At 41.2% G+C, this 22,425-nt stretch carries 15 protein-coding genes and 1 tRNA gene; 5 read left to right on the top strand and 11 right to left on the bottom strand.

The window, feature by feature from the left end; all coding sequences use genetic code 11:
- Nucleotides 1-23 precede the first annotated feature (23 nt).
- Both AQ505_RS07485 and AQ505_RS07480 read left to right on the top strand, forming a co-directional pair.
- Nucleotides 24-428 (top strand): OsmC family protein, encoded by a 405-nt coding sequence (locus AQ505_RS07485; RefSeq protein WP_062547604.1) that lies wholly within the window; start codon nucleotides 24-26, stop codon nucleotides 426-428.
- 100 nt (nucleotides 429-528) lie between these two features.
- Nucleotides 529-1,899 (top strand): exonuclease domain-containing protein, encoded by a 1,371-nt coding sequence (locus AQ505_RS07480; RefSeq protein WP_062547603.1) that lies wholly within the window; start codon nucleotides 529-531, stop codon nucleotides 1,897-1,899.
- Here the strand turns inward: AQ505_RS07480 and AQ505_RS07475 are convergent.
- Nucleotides 1,896-2,366 carry a YciI family protein gene (locus AQ505_RS07475; RefSeq protein WP_062547602.1) on the bottom strand — a complete coding sequence of 157 codons (471 nt, stop codon included), beginning with the start codon at nucleotides 2,364-2,366 and terminating at the stop codon, nucleotides 1,896-1,898. The genes AQ505_RS07480 and AQ505_RS07475 overlap by 4 nt on opposite strands.
- Before the next feature lie 174 nt (nucleotides 2,367-2,540).
- On the opposite strand from AQ505_RS07475, the gene AQ505_RS07470 reads away from it, so the two are divergent.
- Nucleotides 2,541-2,614 (top strand) — tRNA-Arg (locus AQ505_RS07470).
- A gap of 186 nt (nucleotides 2,615-2,800) precedes the next feature.
- On the opposite strand, the gene AQ505_RS07465 is transcribed toward AQ505_RS07470, so the two are convergent.
- Together AQ505_RS07465 and AQ505_RS07460 are read right to left on the bottom strand one after the other, a co-directional pair.
- On the bottom strand, nucleotides 2,801-3,106 hold the full coding sequence (locus tag AQ505_RS07465; RefSeq protein WP_062547601.1) for a hypothetical protein: 306 nt from the start codon (nucleotides 3,104-3,106) through the stop codon (nucleotides 2,801-2,803).
- A gap of 129 nt (nucleotides 3,107-3,235) precedes the next feature.
- Nucleotides 3,236-3,838 (bottom strand): GNAT family N-acetyltransferase, encoded by a 603-nt coding sequence (locus AQ505_RS07460; protein ID WP_062547600.1) that lies wholly within the window; start codon nucleotides 3,836-3,838, stop codon nucleotides 3,236-3,238.
- Nucleotides 3,839-4,376: 538 nt separating this feature from the next.
- Here AQ505_RS07460 and AQ505_RS07455 point away from each other — a divergent pair.
- On the top strand, nucleotides 4,377-5,876 hold the full coding sequence (locus AQ505_RS07455) for an acyl-CoA dehydrogenase family protein (protein WP_062547599.1): 1,500 nt from the start codon (nucleotides 4,377-4,379) through the stop codon (nucleotides 5,874-5,876).
- A gap of 117 nt (nucleotides 5,877-5,993) precedes the next feature.
- Nucleotides 5,994-9,971 carry a Pls/PosA family non-ribosomal peptide synthetase gene (locus AQ505_RS07450; RefSeq protein WP_062547598.1) on the top strand — a complete coding sequence of 1,326 codons (3,978 nt, stop codon included), beginning with the start codon at nucleotides 5,994-5,996 and terminating at the stop codon, nucleotides 9,969-9,971.
- Between the two features lie 58 nt (nucleotides 9,972-10,029).
- Here the strand turns inward: AQ505_RS07450 and AQ505_RS07445 are convergent, their stop codons facing one another.
- The 8 genes from AQ505_RS07445 to AQ505_RS07410 all read right to left on the bottom strand — a co-directional run bounded on the left by AQ505_RS07445 (nucleotide 10,030) and on the right by AQ505_RS07410 (nucleotide 22,310).
- Entirely contained in the window at nucleotides 10,030-12,000 is a 1,971-nt protein-coding gene (locus AQ505_RS07445; protein WP_062547597.1) for a response regulator, read from the bottom strand.
- 139 nt (nucleotides 12,001-12,139) lie between these two features.
- Complete coding sequence (gene dinB, locus AQ505_RS07440; protein ID WP_062547596.1) at nucleotides 12,140-13,237, bottom strand: DNA polymerase IV; 1,098 nt, start codon at nucleotides 13,235-13,237, stop codon at nucleotides 12,140-12,142.
- 97 nt (nucleotides 13,238-13,334) lie between these two features.
- The gene (locus AQ505_RS07435) at nucleotides 13,335-13,511 is read right to left on the bottom strand and encodes a hypothetical protein (RefSeq protein ID WP_062547595.1); all 177 of its coding nucleotides are present in this window, start codon (nucleotides 13,509-13,511) and stop codon (nucleotides 13,335-13,337) included.
- 213 nt (nucleotides 13,512-13,724) lie between these two features.
- Complete coding sequence (locus tag AQ505_RS07430; protein WP_062547594.1) at nucleotides 13,725-14,588, bottom strand: sigma-70 family RNA polymerase sigma factor; 864 nt, start codon at nucleotides 14,586-14,588, stop codon at nucleotides 13,725-13,727.
- A gap of 393 nt (nucleotides 14,589-14,981) precedes the next feature.
- A complete protein-coding gene (locus tag AQ505_RS07425) occupies nucleotides 14,982-16,067 on the bottom strand; it encodes a Gfo/Idh/MocA family protein (RefSeq protein ID WP_062547593.1) in 1,086 nt (361 codons plus the stop codon).
- Nucleotides 16,068-16,080: 13 nt separating this feature from the next.
- Nucleotides 16,081-17,538, bottom strand: a complete 1,458-nt coding sequence (locus AQ505_RS07420) for a Gfo/Idh/MocA family protein (protein WP_062547592.1) — start codon at nucleotides 17,536-17,538, stop codon at nucleotides 16,081-16,083.
- Between the two features lie 37 nt (nucleotides 17,539-17,575).
- Nucleotides 17,576-21,001: a DUF1080 domain-containing protein gene (locus tag AQ505_RS07415; protein WP_062547591.1), complete on the bottom strand. Its 3,426-nt coding sequence runs from the start codon at nucleotides 20,999-21,001 to the stop codon at nucleotides 17,576-17,578.
- A 37-nt stretch (nucleotides 21,002-21,038) separates the two neighbouring features.
- Nucleotides 21,039-22,310 carry a Gfo/Idh/MocA family oxidoreductase gene (locus tag AQ505_RS07410; protein ID WP_062547590.1) on the bottom strand — a complete coding sequence of 424 codons (1,272 nt, stop codon included), beginning with the start codon at nucleotides 22,308-22,310 and terminating at the stop codon, nucleotides 21,039-21,041.
- Nucleotides 22,311-22,425: the final 115 nt, after the last annotated feature.

Raw genomic sequence — 22,425 nt, 5'->3', positions numbered from 1 at the left:
TATTTATACTTTATCCATCCAATATGTCAGCAAACAAAATCACTGCAATTACAGAATTAGACCAGTCACATTACAAAACAAAAATATATTCCGATGGACATTTCATCTATGCAGATGAGCCGGAAGAAGTAGGAGGAACAAATGAAGGGATGGCACCTGGTGCTTTATTACTAGCAAGTTTAGGCAGTTGTACCGCCATTACGATCCGGATGTATGCCGACCGCAAAAAGATGAATTTAGAAAGTATCAAAGTGGAATTGGCAATTTGCAATGAAGAGGAAATGAGTAAGGAAACTACGATCAGTAGAAAAATAACTTTCAGCGGGACTTTATCTGCTCAAGAGCATGAAAGGCTGATGCAAATTGCAGATAAATGTCCGATTCATAAGATTCTTAGTAATCCGATCAAAATCGAAACCAGCTTTTAAACGGCAATTTCTTCTGATCGAGTCATTTATTTGAATTATTTGATAATATACTAAAATTATTAGCATATTTACGGATTAAAATTACTCTTTTAAAGAAACTATGCTGTACGCTGTTGTAGATATAGAAACCACTGGTGGTCATGCTTCAGGAAATGGAATTACAGAAATTTCAATCCTGGTGCATGACGGCGTTTCTGTGGTAGATTCGTATGAAACACTGATCAATCCTGGACAATTTATCCCAGCTCATATTGAAGCCTTAACCGGCATTAGTAACGATATGGTTGAAAATTCTCCGATGTTTCATGAAGTAGCTGAGCAGATTTACAACCTGCTTCAGAATAAAATATTTGTGGCCCACAATGTGAATTTTGACTTTTCTTTTATCAGGCATAACCTCTCTGTTGCCGGATATGACCTGCAATGTAAAAAGTTATGTACGGTAAGATTGAGCCGTAAAATCATCCCTGGACATGCCTCTTATAGCCTTGGAAAATTGTGTGCTGCATTAAAAATTTCGCTGAATAACCGCCACAGAGCAGGAGGCGATGCTGCAGCTACTGCAGAATTATTAAGCCTTTTACTGGCCAATGACTCGGAAGGAGTCATCCCAGCCTCCTTAAAAATCGGTTCTAAAGAACAGGCACTCCCTCCTAACCTCCCTAAATCCCAGATAGATCGACTTCCTTTATGTCCTGGTGTCTATTACTTTAAAGATCAAAAAGGAAAAGTCATCTATATCGGAAAAGCTAAAAGTCTGAAGAAAAGAGTCTGTTCCCATTTCACGGGAAACAGCACAGCAAAGCAACGTCAGAACTTTCTAAAAGACATATATACGGTAGATTTTGAGGTTTGCGGCACAGAACTGATGGCCTTTATCCTGGAAGCAACGGAGATCAAAAGACTATGGCCGGAAAACAATCGTGCTATGAAACGCTATGAGCAGAAATATGCACTCTATGCTTTTGAAGATCAAAAAGGATACCTGAGGTTAGGGCTGGATACTTTCAAGAAAAACATGCCGGTTTTGTATAGCTTCAACACCATTCTGGAAGGACATCATGTACTGAGAATTCTCATCAAAGACCATTTTCTATGTGAGAAACTGTGTTATATTCAAAGTAAAAGATTAGCTTGTACAGGTCATGAAGAAGGAAATTGCAGTGGTGCCTGCCTGGGAAAAGAATCAGCACCAGCTTATAATGTTCGCGTAAAATATGCAATAGAACAACTGAAAACCATGCTGCCGAGCTTTGCTATTTTAGATACTGGAAGAACAGAAGAAGAACAAAGCTGTATTCTCGTGGAACAAGGAAAGTTATACGGAATGGGCTATATTTCGCCATATACCGATGTAAATGAACCCGGAATGCTAAAATCAGCTTTGCAGCCTTTCCCTTCCAATGACTACATTATGCACTTGATCCTGAACCATACTGAACTGTATCCGCAGAAACGAATTCCAATCTAATGGCTTTGTTTTTCTATCTTACTATGGATTTTCAAGGTTTCTTTTAAGGCCGCTGAACCATACCATATATACAGCTCAACATCCAGTAATTTGGCTTGTATGGCAGGGTCAGTCCGTACCAATTCCTCGGCTTCTGAAATCGTTGGCACATCAAGAATAAAAATCCCACGATAATTATTAGTGTTTTTACTCATTGGACCAGCAACCACCAGCTTGCCATCTTTGACCAATTTGCCAATATTTAGCATGTGACCAGAAAACACACTATCTTGTTTTGCTTTAGAGAATCCTTTTTCAGTTCCTGTTTTTAAGATAGCGAGTACATAAGTCTTCATCCCATACGCATCCGCATGCAGTTCTTTAGCTAGCTTCTCATCATAGTTTTTATTGATTTCCTGCGCTGCAACATTGGCATAAAAACCTGTAGTGCAGCAAATTAAGACGCCTGCAAACATTTTGATTTTCATATTAACCGAAACCAGCAGTTATATCCGCTGTATTTACGTTTTACTAATTTACATTTTTTCTCAATTGTATCGTGCTTAAAAGCAGGCAAATGCGCTTTAGAGCGGCTAAAAATGAAAAATAGATTTGTAGTTGTTCATTTTTACTCCTACATTTGTCGCACCAACAAGGTAAATGCATCCATAGCTCAGCTGGATAGAGCAACGGTTTTCTAAACCGTAGGTCATAGGTTCGAATCCTATTGGGTGTACAAGATTTATTTCTTAATTAAAGGCGACGTTGCTCCAGACGTCGTCTTTTTTTATTTAAAAAGTTTTTTGCCAGCTCCTCGGCGAAGCTGATCAGAGCGAATCGAGCCTGACACTGCCTATAAATCTACTCATCAACCCCTACCTTGATCCGAAGCCGGCCGCAGGTTTTCCTAGACAACGATCCTTTAGTAACTCGGCTCTGTAGAAAGCAAATTTTGATTGATAGACTTGATCAATTGATCATTAAAAGCCGGAGTATTCAGCTCTTTCAAGGGCACATCCAAATTCAGATACTTGCCGTAAAAGCTTTTCACCAGCAATTTTACCAGATCTGGATGATCATCAGGGTGACCACCCGCTTTATCAGAATACTTATCAATATGGCATACATAAAGGTAATGGTTGCCATTGTATTCAAAACTTTTAATCTTAGAATCCAGTTTATTTGGATCGACTTCTAACTGCAGTCCGGTCTGTTCTATATTTTGCATTACTGATGGATAAGTATGATCTATTACCGCCAATTTACAGATTCTATTCCATAGCAAGGCTCTCTAAAAGAAAATACGAATCTCGATCAGTTCTCATCTTACGTTAACCTGACAAAAACACATTGGCAGCTAAGTCAATTTGCTTTTCAGCAGTTCTTTTTTTCCATCAAACCATTCTTCTTTTAATATGCTCAGCACTGCCGAATCTCTTCTGCTGCCATCCGGGCGATAACTATTACTTCTCAATACTCCTTCTAAAGTACAGCCCAGCCCTTTAATAGCATTCATGCTTCGGGCATTCAAACCGTCTAAACGAAACTCAATCCGCTCAAAACCCATTTGCTCAAATACAAATTCAAATAATAAATATTTGCAGTGTTTGTTCAATCCAGTGCCTTGAAAGTCCTTACCATACCAGGTATAACCTAAGGACAAACACTTGTTAGAAAGATCAATATCGTACAACCGTGTTGTTCCTGCATACTGCTGTTTGACCTTATCAAAAACGATATATGGATAGCCCTTTCCCTGTTCTCTCGCCAACAATGCCTTTTCAATATACTGCTTCATTGCACTTTCAGAGCCAGCATTCTGCAAAGAATAAGTCCATAAATCAGGTTCATTATTAGCGAAAGTATTCAAATGTTCAGTATCCGACAGCAGTAATGGACGCAGCAATGCATGCTCGTCTTCCAGGATATAATCTGTTTCGGGGTCAAAAATATATAGCATAGTCAATAAATGTTCTATAAAGCTACGGAAAACTCAGGTATGTGCTTAGTTAAACATCCGGATTACCCGGCTTTCTAAAGAAAAAAAACCAATTGCAGGATAATTTTAAATTAACACCTTACTCATTTTTCATCTATTTTACCACTAATAAAATATAAAAAAATTACATTATACCTAAATATTTTTCATTTAAAACCGACGACCTTCTTTAGCGGATTCGCCAGCTAAGGGATTTTTTTTTATTTTTAACCTATTAAATAGGCATAAACCGTATATTTCGGTACTATCCTGAGCACAATGGAACGAAACTTCGTTTTTATTCCTGCTAAGATTAGATTAAACAGCTGTGTAAGAGGGAATAGAAACCTTCGCATCTATGATAAATCCAATTGATGTGACCACGATCATTTTATAGTTCGCGGGATTGTCATTATTTTGAATTCGATGTTCAGCAAAAATTGTTTATTATTTATAAAGATTCTAGATAAATATTCACTTATTTGCTTAACGATCTTTTTAAAATACTTGTATTCTATATATGACATTAACCGACATCAAGTTTTCTGATTACATCAGAGACTTCGAGCAAACATTGAAACACTTATTTCATGTGCAGGCCGACATTGATCAACTGAGCCTGGAAAGAGGCTTACCTCCTGAAATCCTTAAAGGAATTATGGACCAAAAACCACTTTCCGTAGCAATTCCTACTGAATACGGTGGACGTGGAAGTATCGTTAAAGAATGCCTTGGCCTTTTAGCCGCGGCTTCTTATGAATCACTGCCCCTATCCTTAACTTTTGGAATCAATATTGCGCTTTTCCTAGAGCCTGTTTCAAAATACGCAGATGAATCTGTTAAAAAAGACATCTTCGACAACTTCCTGGAAAAAGGAAACATGGGTGGTCTGATGATCACTGAGCCGGATTATGGCAGTGATGCCCTAAACATGAAAACGACGAGTAAAGTAGTGCCAGAAGGCTACCAGATTAAAGGAACCAAACATTGGCAAGGTCTTACCGGCATGGCCGATTACTGGATCATCGCCGCAAGAAATGCAAATGAAAATGGCGATTTAGGCAGAGATATCGATTTCTTCCTTTGTGATATTACTAAACCGAAACAGCAAATCGTAGTAGAAGAACTTTACGATAATCCTGGTTTGTACATGATTCCTTACGGATTAAATCAACTGGACCTTGTAGTTCCTCAAAATTTCAGATTAAAACCGGAAACTACCGGCATCAAAATGATGTTGGATATTCTTCACAGAAGCAGAATGCAGTTTCCTGGAATGGGTATGGGATTCATTAAGAGAATGTTGGATGAAGCTATGCAGCATTGTCGCACCCGAATCGTGGGCGCTGGCAATCTAATGGCTATTGATAATGTTCAATTCCAACTTTCCAGAATTCAATCTGCTTATACGATCTGTTCTGCGATGTGTGCACACAGTAGTGAAATTAGTGGTATTGAGCACAATCTTGCAATGGAAGGTCTGGAAGCTAATACCATGAAAGCCGTAGTCACAGATTTAATGCAGGAGTCTGCACAGTTATTGGTTCAGCTTTCAGGTGCAAAAGGTTACAGAACTAGCCATATCGGTGGTCGTGGTATTATGGACAGCAGACCTTTCCAGATTTTTGAAGGATCAAATGAAATGCTGTACAATCAGACTGCAGAAATGATTACGCGTTCCATGAAGAAACAAAAACAATCCAACCTTTTTGATTTCCTTGCTGAATTTAAGATCACTTCTCAACCAGTTGCTTATTTTAAAAAGGAATTGTCTTTCCAACTATCGGAAAATCTTTCTCAGCGTAAAATGGTTGACCTTGGCAAAATATTAGCCAGAGTAATCTGCGTAGGCTATGTCCTGAAATTAGAAGAAAAAGGATATAGAAAAGACCTGGTACAAAACTGTATCACGATGGTTAAACAGGAAGTTTCAGCACTCATTGCCTCTCTTCAATACGAAAACAATGTAACTGCAATCGATGATTATTCGAACGGCAGCTCATGGTTAGATTTCGCTTAGGCAAATTAATCCTCCTATATAAAAAAGACATTCATTAAAAAATGAATGTCTTTTTTGTTTTTAATGGTTTTATCAAAAAATTTCGGTTATTTCGATTAAATAAATTTCAGCGTGCTCATGAATTCAAAAAGCATTGTTATCGGCAATATACGTCCCGAATTCACTAGAGACGAGACTATCGGGGATATCATTAGAACTGCCGTCGCAGTTCATCAACATAAAACAGCCTTCATTTTTAATCAGCAAACTTTAAGCTATCAGCAACTAGATCTTTGGAGTGATGCCATCGCAGCTTTTTTAACCGAACAAGGAATTGGCAGAGGCCATAGTGTTGGCCTATGGTGGCCAAGAAGCATGGAATTACCAGTTGCCATTTTAGGAATAGCCAAGTCCGGCGCCGCCTATGTGCCACTAGACAGAGAAATGCCTGCCGATCGTGTCCATACTGTCATGCAGGAAGTCGGCGCATCAGCCTGTTTCAGCGATGCGCTGGATGAAGGATCATGTCCTGTATTCCGCATTCCAGCTTGTCCGGATTTCAACGCCGATAGTAGCAGCTACCAAATAACCGCCCTTCCAGACGACCGTGCCTACGTATTATATACCTCCGGAAGTACGGGGAAGCCCAAAGGAATTCCTATCAGTCACCGTCAGATTTGCCATCTGATCCGCTCTGAACAAAGTGTGCTTCAGATTCTTCCAGAAGACCGTGTGTATCAAGGCTTCTCTGTCTCATTCGACATGTGGTGCGAAGAAACATGGATCAGTTTAGCTGCAGGAGCAACTATATGGGTCGCTGATGCTACAACAGCTAAGTCTATCGATGAACTCAGCGATATTTTCAGGGCCCAAAAGATCACGATTCTTCATGCTGTACCTAGCCTACTTGCCGTAATAGATGATGCCATCCCTTCGCTTCGCCTCATCAATGCAGGTGGAGAAGCCTGCACCAGTCAGGTGTTAAACCGCTGGAGCAAGCCTGGTTACAATATATTTTACAACAGTTATGGGCCAACGGAAACCACGGTTACGGCTACCATGATCCCTCTAAGACCCGGTGATCCGATTACCATTGGCAACCCATTACCCAATTATAACCTTGCCGTAGTCAATGAGCAGTTTGAGTTTTTACCTTTCGGTGAGCAGGGACAACTGATCATTTCTGGCCCAGGAGTCTGTGATGGCTATGTAAACCGTCCGGACCTGACTGCCGAAAAATTCCTAAGCAAACCTGATTCCCTGCAAGAGCTTCCCGGAGACCGGATTTACCTGAGCGGCGATGCCGTGATCATGCAAGCTGATGGCAGTGTAGATTTTCGAGGCCGCCTGGACGATCAGGTAAAATTGCGCGGATACCGCATAGAACTTGGCGAGATTGAGGTCAAACTGAATGAACTGGAAGCAGTTTCCGCAGCTGCGGTAGCGCTTAAAAAAGACGCAAACCAACAGGATCAGCTGATTGGATATGTAACGCTCAAGGCAAATGTTGCATTTAATGACCATCAGGCCAGAATGGAACTCGCAAAAGTTTTACCGCCATATATGGTACCTCTGGTGCTCGTTGTAATGGATAAAATGCCACGCCTTCCAAGTGGTAAAATCAATAGGAAAGAATTACCCGTACCTCAGGTTTTACTGGAGGTTAAGCCGGAAGAAGAAAGCCTCCTTCATCCTGATGATGATGTAGAAACAAGGGTTATAGCAGGACTAAAGCATCTTTTCCCTGGAAGAACCATCAGTGCTGAAAATGATTTCTTCATGGATTTAGGAGGTCATTCTTTGCTGGCCGCCTCTTTTTCTTCCTGGTTGAGAAAAGAAGCAAATATCCCCCAAGCTTCTCTAAAAGACATTTACACCAACCGTCCCATTAGTAAACTGATCCAAACCTGGACCATCGCTGCTGAAAAAGAAAAGTTAAATACCCCTAAAGAACAGGAGCCTTTCCATAAGATCTCTTCTCTACGGTATTGGATCTGCGGGATCGCTCAAGGCTTTTCATTGCTGATCATTTACGGTCTTTTTGCTGCGCAGATTTTTGTGCCCTATCTGGGTTATTACTATCAGCTGGCGAAAAGTGAAACTGATAAAGGAGATACTTTTTGGGCCATTATTACAGCACTAGTCTTATTTTGCTTCATTGCCCCACTGTTCTCCCTATTGAGTATTGTGATGAAATGGCTGCTCCTTGGTAAAACAAAAGAAGGGGATTATCCGCTTTGGGGTGCCTACTATTTCCGATACTGGCTGATTAAATCTATGCAGCGCCTGGTACCGCTTCAGTTTATGAACGGCACTCCGCTTTATCCCTTTTATTTAAGGATGATGGGGATGAAAATGGCACCAGATTCCCAGATCAGTTCCATTACCGTAGGCATGGAAGACTTATTGGAAATAGGCAGCGATGTTAGTATCAGCTCTGGAGTGGTACTCAACAATGTAATTGTAGAAAATGGACTACTGAAATTAAGAAAGATCAAAATTGCCGATCATGCCTACATTGGTAGTGGAGCAGTGATTTCTGGAGATACCACCATAGAGGAATGGGGAGAATTACAAGACCTTAGCCACCTGCAGCCCGGCAAACATATCCTGGCAGGAGAAGTCTGGAAAGGTAGTCCTGCTGAGCCGATCGACAAAAAACTGCCGGAAGAACTTCCTCAGCCCTTAATCGTTTCTGGCTTTAAAAGAAAATGCTTCGGCCTTCTTTATACGATCTTACTCATCCTATTTCCTATTGTCATCATACTGCCTTTATTACCAATTATCGAAATATTAAGTTACCTGGACAGTCAGGCACCTGATTATAACTTCAATTATTTCATACATATTCCGATGCTTACGGTCTTATATCTGGTTTTATATGCATTTGAAACCGTATTACTATCCAGGTTACTCCTGTATAAAATGAAACCTGGCACCTATCCGGTTTATGGATGGATTTATGTTCGAAAATGGCTGTCAGATCAACTGATTTCTACTTCGCTTATTGTATTACATCCAATGTATGCTACCGTATATATATCTTCTTTTTTTAGGATGCTAGGTGCTAAAATCGGAAAAAACACAGAGATATCTACGGCCAGTAATGTCACCCATACCTTATTGGAAATTGGTGATGAATCCTTTATCGCTGATGCCGTTACTTTAGGCGAAGAAGACATCCGCGGCCAACAGCTGATCCTCGATAAAACACGTGTTGGCAATAGAAGTTTTGTAGGAAACAGTGCCTTGATCCCTCAGGGCTATGAACTCGCAGATGACATGCTGATTGGCGTACTTTCTACGCCCCCAACTATAGAACAGCTGCAGCAATCAGATTCAAAAGATTGGTTTGGATCGCCTGCAATTGCCCTACCGAAAAGACAGGACAGTGGAAATTTCCCCGCTGAATTAACCACTAATCCTACCTGGGGAAGAAAAACGGCCCGTCATATTATTGAAGGAATAAGAATTATCCTGCCAGAAACTGTAATTATCTGCTGCAGCGTTTTATTCATTGCCTATTGCCATGATTTAGTGAAAGACAGAACACTTTGGCAAATCTTAAAAGAAGCACCGAAAGTTCCTTTTTACTACCTCTTCTATATGGGAGCCCCCGCATTATTGGTGACACTGCTGCTCAAATGGACCACTATCGGTAAATTTAAAGCAGAACAGCACCCAATGTGGACGCATAAAGTATGGCGCAGTGAAGCGAATACCACCACTTATGAGGCCTTAGCCGTTCCTTTTCTACTGGAATTCATGAAGGGTACTCCGTTTTTACCTATGGTGCTCAGTCTTTTTGGTGTGAAATTCGGAAAAAGAGTCTGGCTAAACACCACCGACATCACGGAACATGATATGGTGAGCATCGGCGACGATACCGCCTTAAACGAAGACTGCGGGCCTCAAACCCACCTTTTTGAAGACAGAGTCATGAAGGTTGGCTCCGTAAAAATAGGTGCAAGATGTACTATCGGCTCCAGATCAATCATTCTATACGATAGTGAGATTGGAGATGATGTGAAACTAGAACCGCTTTCATTGGTGATGAAAGGTGAAAAACTAGCCAATGGAACAGCATGGACGGGAAGTCCAATCCGATTAAGCTAAAATCACGATAGCAGCTACTGCAGGGTAGCTGCTATCGGAATTATCAGGTGTTCAGGAATTAATCATTAACACTCACCACCTCTAACAACAACTGATGCATCTCCTCTGGATTGAAAGGTTTTGACAAAACATACTTAATTCCCATCTCCCATAATCTCGTTCTTACTTCCTCTAAAATATCTGCGGTAAATATGATCACCTTCAACTCAGCATACAGCTCCTGCACTTTTTTTGCCAGTTGATAACCATCCATCTCGGGCATGTGAAGGTCTATTAAAATGATATCAAAGGTTTTTTCTTTTAAAATTTCCAATGCACTATGCCCATTATCTGCCTGCTCCGCATGGAGTCCGAATATGCTCAGTTGACGTTTAGCAACCAATAAATTCACTGGATTATCATCTACGATCAATAAACTCAATTCAGGTAAAACAAGCGATAATGCAACTTCATGAGCTGCACTTACCTTATTGTCTGATGGAATACTGATCTTAAAATCGATCTCAAACTCAAAAATTGTCCCTCCATCAGCCTTACTTTTTATAATGATTTCACTCTTAAATAAATCCACCAGTCCTTTAGTGATGCTCAAACCAAGTCCGGTTCCCTGTTGCTGGCGGTGACTAGCTTGCTGAACCTGATGAAATTTATCAAAAATCAAACTATGGAGATGCTCAGGGATACCGATCCCTGTATCTTCAATTTTAAAACAAATTCTGACCTCTTCTGCAGACCGTTTTACCAATATTAAATAAATAGAAACATGGCCTGTATTGGTGAATTTAATGGCATTTCCAATCAGATTATTTAGAATTCTACCTAACCGCAGGTCATCTACACTCACTAATTCCGGAATCTGTTCATCATGATAGAACCTGAGCGCTAAGCCTTTGCTCTTCGCCAAAGATTGAAATTGCTTTTGAATATTTCCAACGAAAGTCACCAGTCTAACTTCCGTTTCCACCAGTTCCATTTTCTTATTTTCAATCTTCTCCAGATCCAGAATATCATTTACTAAATTCAAAAGATGGTTAGAAGAAAAATTCAGGTGATCAACATATTCCCTAATAAAAGCGTCCTGATCAATATCCTGATCCAGGAGATTACAAATCCCTATGATTCCATTTAAGGGAGTACGAATTTCATGACTCATAATGGAAAGAATCTCTGTTCTTTTCCTGGCCACCTGCTCTGCAAGGTTTTTCGCCGCAATCAGTTCTAAAGTTTGGTGCTGCAGCTGATCACTCATCTGTTTTTTAGAGGTAATATCCTCTATAACACAGATCAATCGAATTTTGTCCCCAGCATAAACCGGGTCGATTTTCTGAAACTTAGCACTATACCAGGCCTTTTTATCCGGATTAAAATCTGGGTAGACGCACTCCTGCCGCTCCCCGCTTTTCAGTAGCTTATTGATACTTTCTATGAAAATATTGGCAAAAGCCCCCATCACCTCTACGATTGTTTTGTCAACAAAGAACTCCCTGGGCATGAACAATTTTTCCGGGTCTTTTACCCAGACTTTTTTGATCACCAGGTATTCATCCAACTCAATTATAATATCGTCCAATGAGGTAATGAGTGATTGCAGGTGTCCCCCTTGACGCTCTTTCCTGGTAATTTCGGCCATTGCAGTTAAGTGGACAACCATCCCATTCAGGATAGAGAGGGCTGGCCTGATCAAATGATCATCTGCCTGCGTATAGGCATGCGCAGTTCTAATCAGGTATAGTTTGCTTTCTTTTCCAGAACCATTGCCAATCGGACAAAATAAACGTTCATATCCTTTGGCCTGCTTTATATCATAATTGGAAGAAAGGTTTACCTCAACATCCGCTGCTCCATCCAAATCAATTAGTCCTGCAGCCAAACTTTGTGTAGCAATACATAATTCATGAAGCAATGCTTCCAATACTTGAATCTTTGCATCACCCGAATAATAAGCTTGTTGGAATTCAAATAATTTATTCAGAAAAATCAGGTCAGGTTGATGTAAATCAGGATCAAAAAAATTTGACAAGGATTCCATAGGGCTATTTTTTACATTAGGATGCTGGATCAATTTACATAAATAACCCAAAATCAACTCTTGTTCCGCTGTATATTTGACATCCCCTAACCCATAGGAAATATTATTTACCTAATCACACACCAGCCCCTATTTGGAATTAAGGGAAGAGTCTGGGTTGATACCATTCTCCCTGATCTTTACTACTTTTAAAATTCGAGATAGATACCCCTAGCAACCTTACTTTCTCGCCCTCTAATTCCGCAGCATCCAGCAAAGACTGAGCAACATCTATGATCATTGCCAATTCTGTAAACGCTGCCGGGAATGACCTGCTTCTGGTAATCTGCCTAAAATCACTGAACTTAATTTTGATTGTTAACGTCCGGCCAAACAATTGGTAAAGGCTCATCCTCTTAAATACAATTCCGGAAATACGGGCCAATTCCGAATTCATTTCTTCCATTTCAACCAGGTCATAAGAAAAAGTATCCTCAGCACCGATAGACTTTGTTTCCTGATTGGGTTCTACCTTACGGTGGTCAATTCCACGAACTATTTTATAAAAAAAATGTCCGCTCTTCCCAAACAGATAGACTAGCTCCGCTTCGGTCAGTTTTTTTAAGTCGGCTCCTTTATGTAAACCTCTGATTTTCATCTTTTCAGCCGTCACCTTTCCTACACCATGAAACTTCTCCACAGGTAATGCCGCAATAAAACGCTCAACTTTTGATGGACCGATGAAGGTCAGGCCATCTGGTTTATTCATATTGGAAGCAACTTTTGCCACAAACTTATTGACAGAAACGCCTGCAGAAGCGGTTAAATTCAGCTCCGTTTTTATAGCTGCCTTAATTTCTTTGGCAATATCAATGGCCGATCCAATTCCTAATTTATCTTCAGTTACATCTAAATAAGCTTCATCAAGGGATAAGGGTTCAATCAAATCTGTATATCGGCTAAATATTTCCCGAATTTGCTGGGAAATCTCTTTATAGATTGCAAATCTGGGATACAGAAAGATCAGATGCGGACATAAGCGCTGTGCTTTCTTGGAAGACATGGCGGAATGTACACCAAAGCGCCTTGCTTCATAATTAGCAGTCGCCACTACTCCCCCCCGCCCATCAGGGGATCCACCAACAGCCACAGCCTTACCTTCCAGTGTAGGGTCATCCCTTTGCTCTACTGAAGCATAAAAGGAATCCATATCAATATGAATAATCTTACGTGTGGATGGCTGTTCTGAGGGATTCATAAGGCTAAGGCCCTAAAATTAAAAAATAAAAACCTCAATAGCTATAAATGAGAAAGGCCCGCATTAAGCGGGCCTTTCTCATGACATTCAAAGTAGATTACTTCGTGTTTTTCTTTTCAGTCACTTCAGTACGGATGTCCTGAGCAAGGCCTTTTAAATCTTGCATTGCTTTACGTACTCTTGTACCAGCTGCACCGTTACCTGAATTATAAAATTTGTCTGCATCAGCTTCAACGCTTGCAATAAGTTCTTTAAGTTTCGAGAATTTTTCCATGTTTTTCTTTCGTTTAAGATTTTAAATATATGATATAACGCTTTAAAGTTAATAATTATTGGATTTCCACCAAATGAATATTTAAGGATAGCACTCTTTTTTTGAATATTAGGGCACTTTTCTTAAAAAAAACCTTCTAAATGGCTATTTCGTTTAAATAAACAGGCTCCTATTTAAACAAATTGAGCGGAAGGCAGTTCAAAAAAACGCCTATTAATCGAGGTATTCCTTGATCAATTGTGATTTTGGGCTATTGCGCAAAGTTTTCAAAGCCTTATCCTTTAGCTGCCGGATCCGTTCCTTACTCAGGCCAAAAATATAAACCATGTCGTCCAGTGTCGTCTCTTCATAACCATACAAACCATAATAAAGTATTAAAATCCTTTGCTCCCGCTCAGGTAATATTACCAGACATCTTTTCAAGTCCTCAGTCAAGGATTGTCTCATGAGCAGGTCATCTACAGGCTCCACACTTTTGGAAGGGATCATATCCATTAAACAAAAATCGTTCTCTACATTCACTGGGGTATCCAGCGAAATAGAAATCGCAGAACTGAGCTGATGGTCTATCACCTTATCTACTTTGAAACCTATTTCTTCCGCAATTTCATCAGCAGTAGGGCGACGCTCTAGTTGCTGCTCCAGTTTTAAAGTGGCTTTATTAATCATGCTATTTCCCACTACCTGATTTCCCGGCAGGCGGACAATCCTTTGCTGATCAGAAATGGCCGTTAAAATTGCCTGACGAATCCACCACACCGCGAAAGATATAAATTTAAAGCCCTTAGTATGGTCATACCTCTTGGCCGCTTTAATCAAGCCAATATTCCCCTCACTAATCAAATCAGAAAGCCGAACCCCTTTGTCCTGGTATTTCTTGGAAACAGAAATCACAAATCGAAGGTTTGCATTCACTAATTTCTCCAATGCCACCTCATCTCCTTCTGCAATGCGCATGGCCAACTGGATCTCATCTTCTATTTTTAGTAATTCATATTTCCCAAGTTCATTCAAATACTTCTCAAGGGAATCGCTCTTTCTATTGGTAATACTCTGTGATATCTTTAAAGCTCTCATAAAAATGGACAAATTTGAACTGATAATAGATTTAAACTGACCTGCGATTCAAACTGAAAAATCCCGCTTCACCAATCAATTAGACAGCTTACATTTTAAGCGCGTAATCCATCTTAAATTAACCCCGTAAATAAAGTTCAGGAGCATTGCCTTACTGCGACAACAACTAAACTCCCGCAACAAAAATATCAAAATAATATACACTAAGTGTAAAATATAAAAATATTTTTTGCCGATAAAAGCCGAAAAAACAAATATTTAACACCAATTAAGATTTGTATTTACACAAATAATAATACACTAAGTAAAAACAATGATAAAACTTAAAATTATTTGTAAAACAAAAAAGGCCTGCTGATAGCAGACCCTTAAAAATTCATTTTTATAAAATTATTAGATCAATTTAACGACGTTCCCTGTCCGAACCGATTCATCACTAGCAAATGCTACTTTTAAACTATTTAATGCATCCTGAGTAGGCGCTGTAAGGTCCAAATCTTCCAGAATTGCCCTAAGAAAATGTCGCTGTTCTCTTTTACACAACTCTAAATGATCTGGTTCATCATGCAGGTCAATCCATTCATCCGACCGGGAAAATTTTCCATCCTGATCCAGATCGGCATAATGCACTTTAATAGATTCCGTCTTCGTATGCGCATCAATCACATCGGATTTACCCGCAGCCGAAGCTTCCTTTGCCAGAATAGACACTGCCCCTTTTGGTCCAACTACATCCTTTATAAAAAATGCGGTCTCACTCATCATTGGGCCCCATCCCGACTCATACCAGCCCACAGATCCATCCTCAAAACGGATCTGTAACTGCCCGTAATTATAATTGTCTTCTGGAATATCATTGGTCAGCCTTGCACCAATTGCGCTGACCTGAACAGGTCTGGAGCGTGTCATCTGACACATCACATCAATATAATGCACGCCACAATCCACAATCGGACTCAGGCTTTTCATTAAATTCTGATGAACATTCCATTTTGCCCCCTGACTTTGCTGATTGAGGTTCATGCGCATCACCAGTGGTTTACCCATTTCCTGAGACAGTTCGATAAAACGTGTCCAGGATGGATGATACCTTAGAATATAACCGACCAACAGCTTCTTTCCATACCTTTTCGCCGCATCTGCCACGCGCTGTGCCGCTTCCAAAGAATCTGCCAAAGGCTTTTCTATAAACACATGACAACCCTGCTCCATCGCCTTTACCGCAAAAGATTCATGGGTATCGGGATAGGTTGAAATACAAACTGCATCAGGCCTAGTCTCGCTCAAGGCAGTTTCAAAATCATGGAATAAAGGATAACCACCACCTAATTTTTCATTCAAAATCACCTTACTATCTCCTCTGGATACAATTCCACAGATTTTAAAACCTGTTAACTGATGATAGGCCATGGCATGGGAAGTTCCCATATTACCACAGCCTACTACTAAAACTCTAATATTATTCGTTTCTAAACTCATTCTTATCAAAAAATTATCCTCCTAAACTCCAGCCCTGACGGTATTCTCTACGCACAAACTGATTCACCTCATCAAAGTTAGTCACCCTAAGGTTTTCCTTATCCCAAATCAGCTTGATATCGCGGCCTGGGTAGTCAAATCCGTTGCCATTTTGTCTCGGCTTTTGGATATCTGTACCTCTGATGGCCAGATTTGCAATGAGCAAAGTCTCTGTCAGCGGACCGGCAATTTCAAACGGAGAACTCAGTTTTTTCTTTCCGTAACCGGCGATACAAGCTTCCGCCCAATCCCAGTAATGTCCATCCACTCCACCAATCACGCGTTCCACACCTGGTTTCACATGCACTTCCTGATTGCGCGACAAAGGCAATAACCTCGGATTCGCACCATAAACATCACACATCATCTTTCCTTTGGTGCCTTCAAACAAAACGCCATTCGCACCGAAAGGCTCATTCGCACCTAGTTCTATCGGCCTGCCGGGTTTAATCCCACCATCCATCCAATGGATCTGAAGGTCATCTTTTGTCTTTTTAGTCTTCTTAAAGGTCATAATGACATGGCTTGAAGGTGGACAGCTATCCGGGAAATATCCCCGTTTAAATTCATCCACATAAATACTGCCCACACTGCACTGCACATCTATCGGCGTATCCAAACCAAGAATCCGGAAAGGTGGTTCTACCAGATGGCAGCCCATATCCCCTATTGCACCGGTTCCATAATCCCACCAACCACGCCAGTTAAAGGGAACTAATTTATCGACAAAAGGTTTATAAGGCGCGCTACCTAACCAAAGATCCCAATCGAGCTCTTTAGGAATTGAGCCGTTTACAGCTGGCCAGGTAATCCCCTGTGGCCAGGAAGGCCTGTCTGTCCAGCAATATACCCGTTCTACTTTTCCAATCACACCGGCATCTACCCAATCCTGCAGCTGCCTTACACCATCTCCTGATGACCCCTGGTTCCCCATTTGGGTAACTACCTGATATTTGTTGGCAGCTTCAGTCAATTTTCTGGCTTCAAAAATATCATGGGAAAGGGGTTTCTCCACGTAAACATGTTTGCCGAGCTGCATCGCAGCCATGGCGATCATGGCATGGTTATGATCTGGTGTAGAAACGACCACACCATCGATATGCTTCCCTTCTTTATCCAGCATCTCCCTGTAGTCCTTATAGTATTTGGCAGATGGGAAGTTTTTTACAGAATTGGCGGCCCTACGGTCGTCCACGTCACATAGGAAAGCAATATCTGCTTTTCCTCCTTTATAGATGTTACTTAAATTACTCTGGCCTTTTCCGCCTACCCCCACACCGGCAACGATCAAACGGTCGCTGGGTGCTAAAAATCCTTTACCACCCAATACATGTCTGGGCACAATCATAAATCCTGCAGCAGCAAGCGCTGTCGTCTTCAGAAAACTTCTTCTTGAACTATCTCCTGCTGAATGCTTATTATCTTCAGTCATATTTTATTCTATTTAATTCAATACTACCTAACCCATTCTATTTTGAGACGCTTAGGTCTTTAATTCTGATATTTTTAAAACGAACTACCGATCCGTGACCAAGGAAACCAACACGACCTTTATCGCGCTGTAAACCTGGATGGCTTTGACCATCAACTGTTCCCTTCTTACGGGCTTCTGTGATATCACCATCCAGAATCACATTTCCATTTAACACCACTTTAATCTTAGGACCTTTTACCGTAACTTCCTGGTAATTCCATTCTCCGAGTGGCTTTAAAAAACCTCTTTTCGCTGCCTGAACACCATAAATAGAACCATGGTATTGATACACATGCAGGTCTTTATAAATGTCGGCATCATTGTCCAGGATTTGCAATTCCATTCCTTCATAAGCGGCATCACCAGTTAAAGGAGCACGAATTCCCAAGCCATTATTTGCGCCTGGAGTCAGCTGAAATTCAAAACGAAACACAAAATCACTGTAATCATCTTTACTGAACAAATTTCCACCGGAACCTTTTCCTGGTTTTGGATTGATTTCCATATTTCCATTTGCAATAGTATACGCGCTGGTATTTCCTGTCCACTCGTGCATATTTGTACCATCAAACAGTACTTTATAGCCTTCTTTTTTCTCTGCAGCACTCAGCTCAAAAGGAACCGGACGCTCCAGTTCTTTCACATAAATATCCCGATAAGCAACTCTGGATCCATGCGCTTGTAGTTCAATCTGCTCTTCTGCAAAAATCGGAAGCTTACGGTCCCAATAATTTTCAAGGATCACATCTTCAGTAACCAACACACCATTCAGGTACACGGTGACGCGATCCCCCTTCATGATGATGTGGAAATTATTCCATTCTCCCAATTTATTATCCGCCACTTTTAAAGGCTTGTTTTCATTTACCTGATTGTTATACAAACCACCAGAACCCACCTGAGCACCATCATCTACTCTGGAAGTATCCCAGATCTGCACCTGTGGACTGCCACGTAAATAAATACCTGCATCGCCTTTTTTATTGCCATCATCATAGATTTTCCAATCTACCAGCATTTCAAAATCCCCGTATTTTTTTAAAGAAGCCAGGTTATCTCCTTTTCCGGTAAACAATAAATCACCGTTCTCTATTACCCAGCTTTTTAAAGCTTCCGCATTTGCTTTTTCCTGTGCAGCGGCTAAAGTTTTCTCGTCCATCTTCGCTCTTTTCAGCGGATCAGCAACCAGGCCTTTCCAACCTGTCAGGTCTTTGCCATTGAACATTGGAATGAAGCCGGGACCACCGGTCATTTCCGCCAGGTATTTCCGAATGGCCTGTTTCTCATATTCACTATCACCTCCGCTGAGCACTTGAATGGTTTTATTTAACAGGCTTTTGACCGCTGCACCTTCATAAGATTTATCGGAAAGCACAATGGTCATCACTGCTCTTGCTGCAGCTTGCTGCAAAGCAGGATCATCTATATACTTCCCGGCAAACACCACTGCATTAAAAGTTTTAGCCTGCTCCAGGTCTGTTAAAATCTGTTGCTTTTGCCCAGTCGTTTTAGCTACATTCATTGCTTCACGCAGCATCAGTAACTTTTGTGGAGCGGGAGCTGTCGATAAACGAACCAATCGCAAATATCCTTGCAATGCCTGCTCCTGGAAGGTTGAATTACTGGCCGTCCTTGCTATGTTCAGTAAACTCTCCATCGAACTCGGATTTGCCCAGGAAGAAAGGGCTTCCAATGCTAGTTTTTGTGTTTGCTCATCCCCGGTTTTAAAGGCATTATTTACTGCTGTTAAGGCTTTATCATCGCCAAGACTAGCCAGCACCTTGTAAAAGAACTTTTTCTTATCAGGATGGGCATCAGCCATTTGCTGCAAAACAATTTCAGTATAGCTCGGTGTTGCTCCCACTTTTAATGCCGATATCAGTGCAGATTGTACCATCAAAGATTCCTCCTCAGTTGTCTCTTTTTGATTCAATAATGCAAATAGCTCTGGAAGATCGGCCTTAGTCACTAAATTTGCTAAAGCTGCAAATGCCGCTTTTCTTACCGCTGGATTTTTACTCTTCTGCAAAACATATACACTATTGATCTGCTCATGAGCGGAACGCGCTGCAAGCACTTGAATTAAAGCCACCTGTACATTCGGTTTCATCACAGGCAATGTCTTTGCGATATTTTCTGTCAAACCAGGACCTTTCATCCTCAACATCACATCTGCCACCTTTTGCACGGTCGCGTCATCACCTTTGTCCATGGTTTTCAGCAAGTCATGAAATGCCTCTATCCCGCCAATTTTTGCTGCTGCCTCAATTGCGGCAAACTTCAAATCCTGATTTTTATGATTGATCAATTTCAATACTGCCGGAAGCGCAGTCGACGCCTGTCCATCGCCAAGCATAGTGACCATTTCAGCCTGTACCTCAGGCTTTACTTTGTTTAATTCCTTAATCCATAAAGCTGTGGTTGCTGGATTTAAATAAGGCAAAGCAAATTTCAAAGCTGCTGCTCTATAAGCAATAGCAGGATCTTTTACTGCCGCTAACAGCACAGAGATATCCTGACCTTTAGTTTCATCAGAAAGGATTTTTAAAGCGCCGGTACGAACGGATACCAAATCCGGAGCAGCTGCTTTGTCCAATAGCTGAAGTGCAATTTTATGTGCTAAAACAGCATTACCATCTGCTAAAAGGCGCGCTGCATAGTCCAGATAAGCGGCTACAGCATTTGTATTTTCATATTTAAAATTACTTTTTGCTGCCGAAGCAGCCATCAGTTCCTCAGAAGAAGGATCAGCAATTTTTGCTAAAGCATATAGGCTCATTTTTGTTAGATTCTGATCAGTATCATTTGCAAATGCAGCAATTGGGCCTGCAGCTGTTTTAACGCGGCTATCACCTAGTCCTTCGATAACAGATAGACGGCTCTTTCCATCGGTTGAGGCCAAAGCATTCAACAAAGCTACTTTCGATGCTGGAGTATTGATTTTCACCAATGCCCTTACTGCAGGGTCTGAAAGCTGCGCATCCTTCAAAAAAGGAAGGAGCGCGGGAATGGCATCGTCCTGCGCTACGCCATCCAGCTGACTCATGATGAAGGCTTTATTTTGTGGATCGCTTAGTTTCTGTAAGGCTTTGCTATAAGCTGCCACACACATTTTTCTCCAGTTTTCTTTTCCTGTCTTTGTGGAAGCTGCGGTAAATCCACCAATTGCATACTCAATTAAAGTATTATTGCCTTTTCCTACTGGAGCAAGCATCCTGATGAGTTCCAGGTAACCTGCTTCACCAAGTCCGGCAATATCATTTGCATTGATGGCCGCCTGGGCCGCATCTTTTGCCGGCATCTGCGCCAGCAAATCAGCAATACGCGTAGTCTGCGTGCGCTGGTCTTTTTTATCCTGTGCAATAGCCAGCCCCTGGAATGCAAGGGTAGCCAAAAGGATAAAGAATATCTTTTTCATCATTATAAATATTTTGAGAATGGGTTCGAATGAATTGATTTTAAATGGTGTAAGGAGCGCGCATTACCGGGTTAATCAGCCTGTTTGCACCTTCATCGTCAATAAACTCCTGTTTTACCGGATCAAACTTCAGCGAACGTCCTAAACGTAATGCCGCCAATCCGATGTTGATGATATTGCAGGAACGATGTCCATTTTCTTCATTTAAAGCAAACTGACTTCTGGTTTTCACAGAGGTGATAAAATCCGTCATTTGCGGTGCCGGATCGGGGAATGCCGCTAGCTTACGCTCCAAATCAGGAATATCAGATTTAAATCCGGCATAAAGCTTGCCTTTAGGGCCTTCAATATAAGCCGCTTTCTCATCTTTTCCCTCACCATCCAGAATGATCTGGCAACCATCCGCATACGTATAAGTAATTCTACGCCAGATGCCCACTGCATCAGTATGCTGCTGTGGAGCATCAACTTCTACAGAAACAGGACTCGTATCATCTTTCCCCAGGAAATATTGAATAGGATCCAGATAATGCTGCCCCATATCACTTAAGCCCCCGCCATCATAATCCCAGTATCCTCTGAAAGTTTGGTGAACCCGATGCGTGCTATAAGGTTTAAATGGTGCCGGACCTAACCAGGCATCATAGTCCAGTTCCTTCGGAACAGGCTCAACAGGTAAATTATCTTTTCCTACCCAGTAAAACTTCCAGTCGAAACCAGTATGTTTACTCACCGTTACCTTTAATGGCCAGCCTAATAAGCCGCTGTCTACTAGTTTTTTGATTGGTTTCACTGTAGTACCCATCCCATAGAAATTATCTTTGAAACGGAACCAGGTATTTAAACGGAACATCCTGCCATGTTTTTGAACGGCTTCCATCACACGCTTACCTTCTCCGATGGTATGCGTCATTGGCTTCTCACACCAAATGTCTTTTCCTGCATTTGCGGCATCAACTGCCATAATCCCATGCCAATGCGGCGGTGTGGCAATGTGCACAATATCTACTTCCGGTAATTTGATCAATTCCCGGTAATCACTAAATGTTTTGACACCTTTATCGAGCATCGGTTTTGCAAGATCCAAATGTCTGGTATCTACATCACAAATGGCTACGACCTGTGTTCCATCGTATCCAAAATGACCTCTTCCCATACTGCCAACTCCGATTACAGCTTTAGTTAGCCGATCACTGGGTGCAATAAATCCGGTTCCGCCAAGTACATACCTGGGGACAATGCTGAAAGCAGCAACACCTACCGCTGTCTTTTTAATAAAATCTCTTCTTGAGTTTGGTTGATTTGGTTTCATATTCGTTTGTGCATTAATGTATTCGAGCAAAATCAAACGTCATATAAACCGATCCGAAACGACACATGGAGGTACTCATCTTGATGAAAGATGGACTCCTACTGGAACAGTTTAC

Origin of the sequence: Pedobacter sp. PACM 27299 (assembly GCF_001412655.1) — a bacterium.
GTDB lineage: Bacteria > Bacteroidota > Bacteroidia > Sphingobacteriales > Sphingobacteriaceae > Pedobacter.
This window is presented reverse-complemented; position numbering and strand designations above follow the sequence as displayed.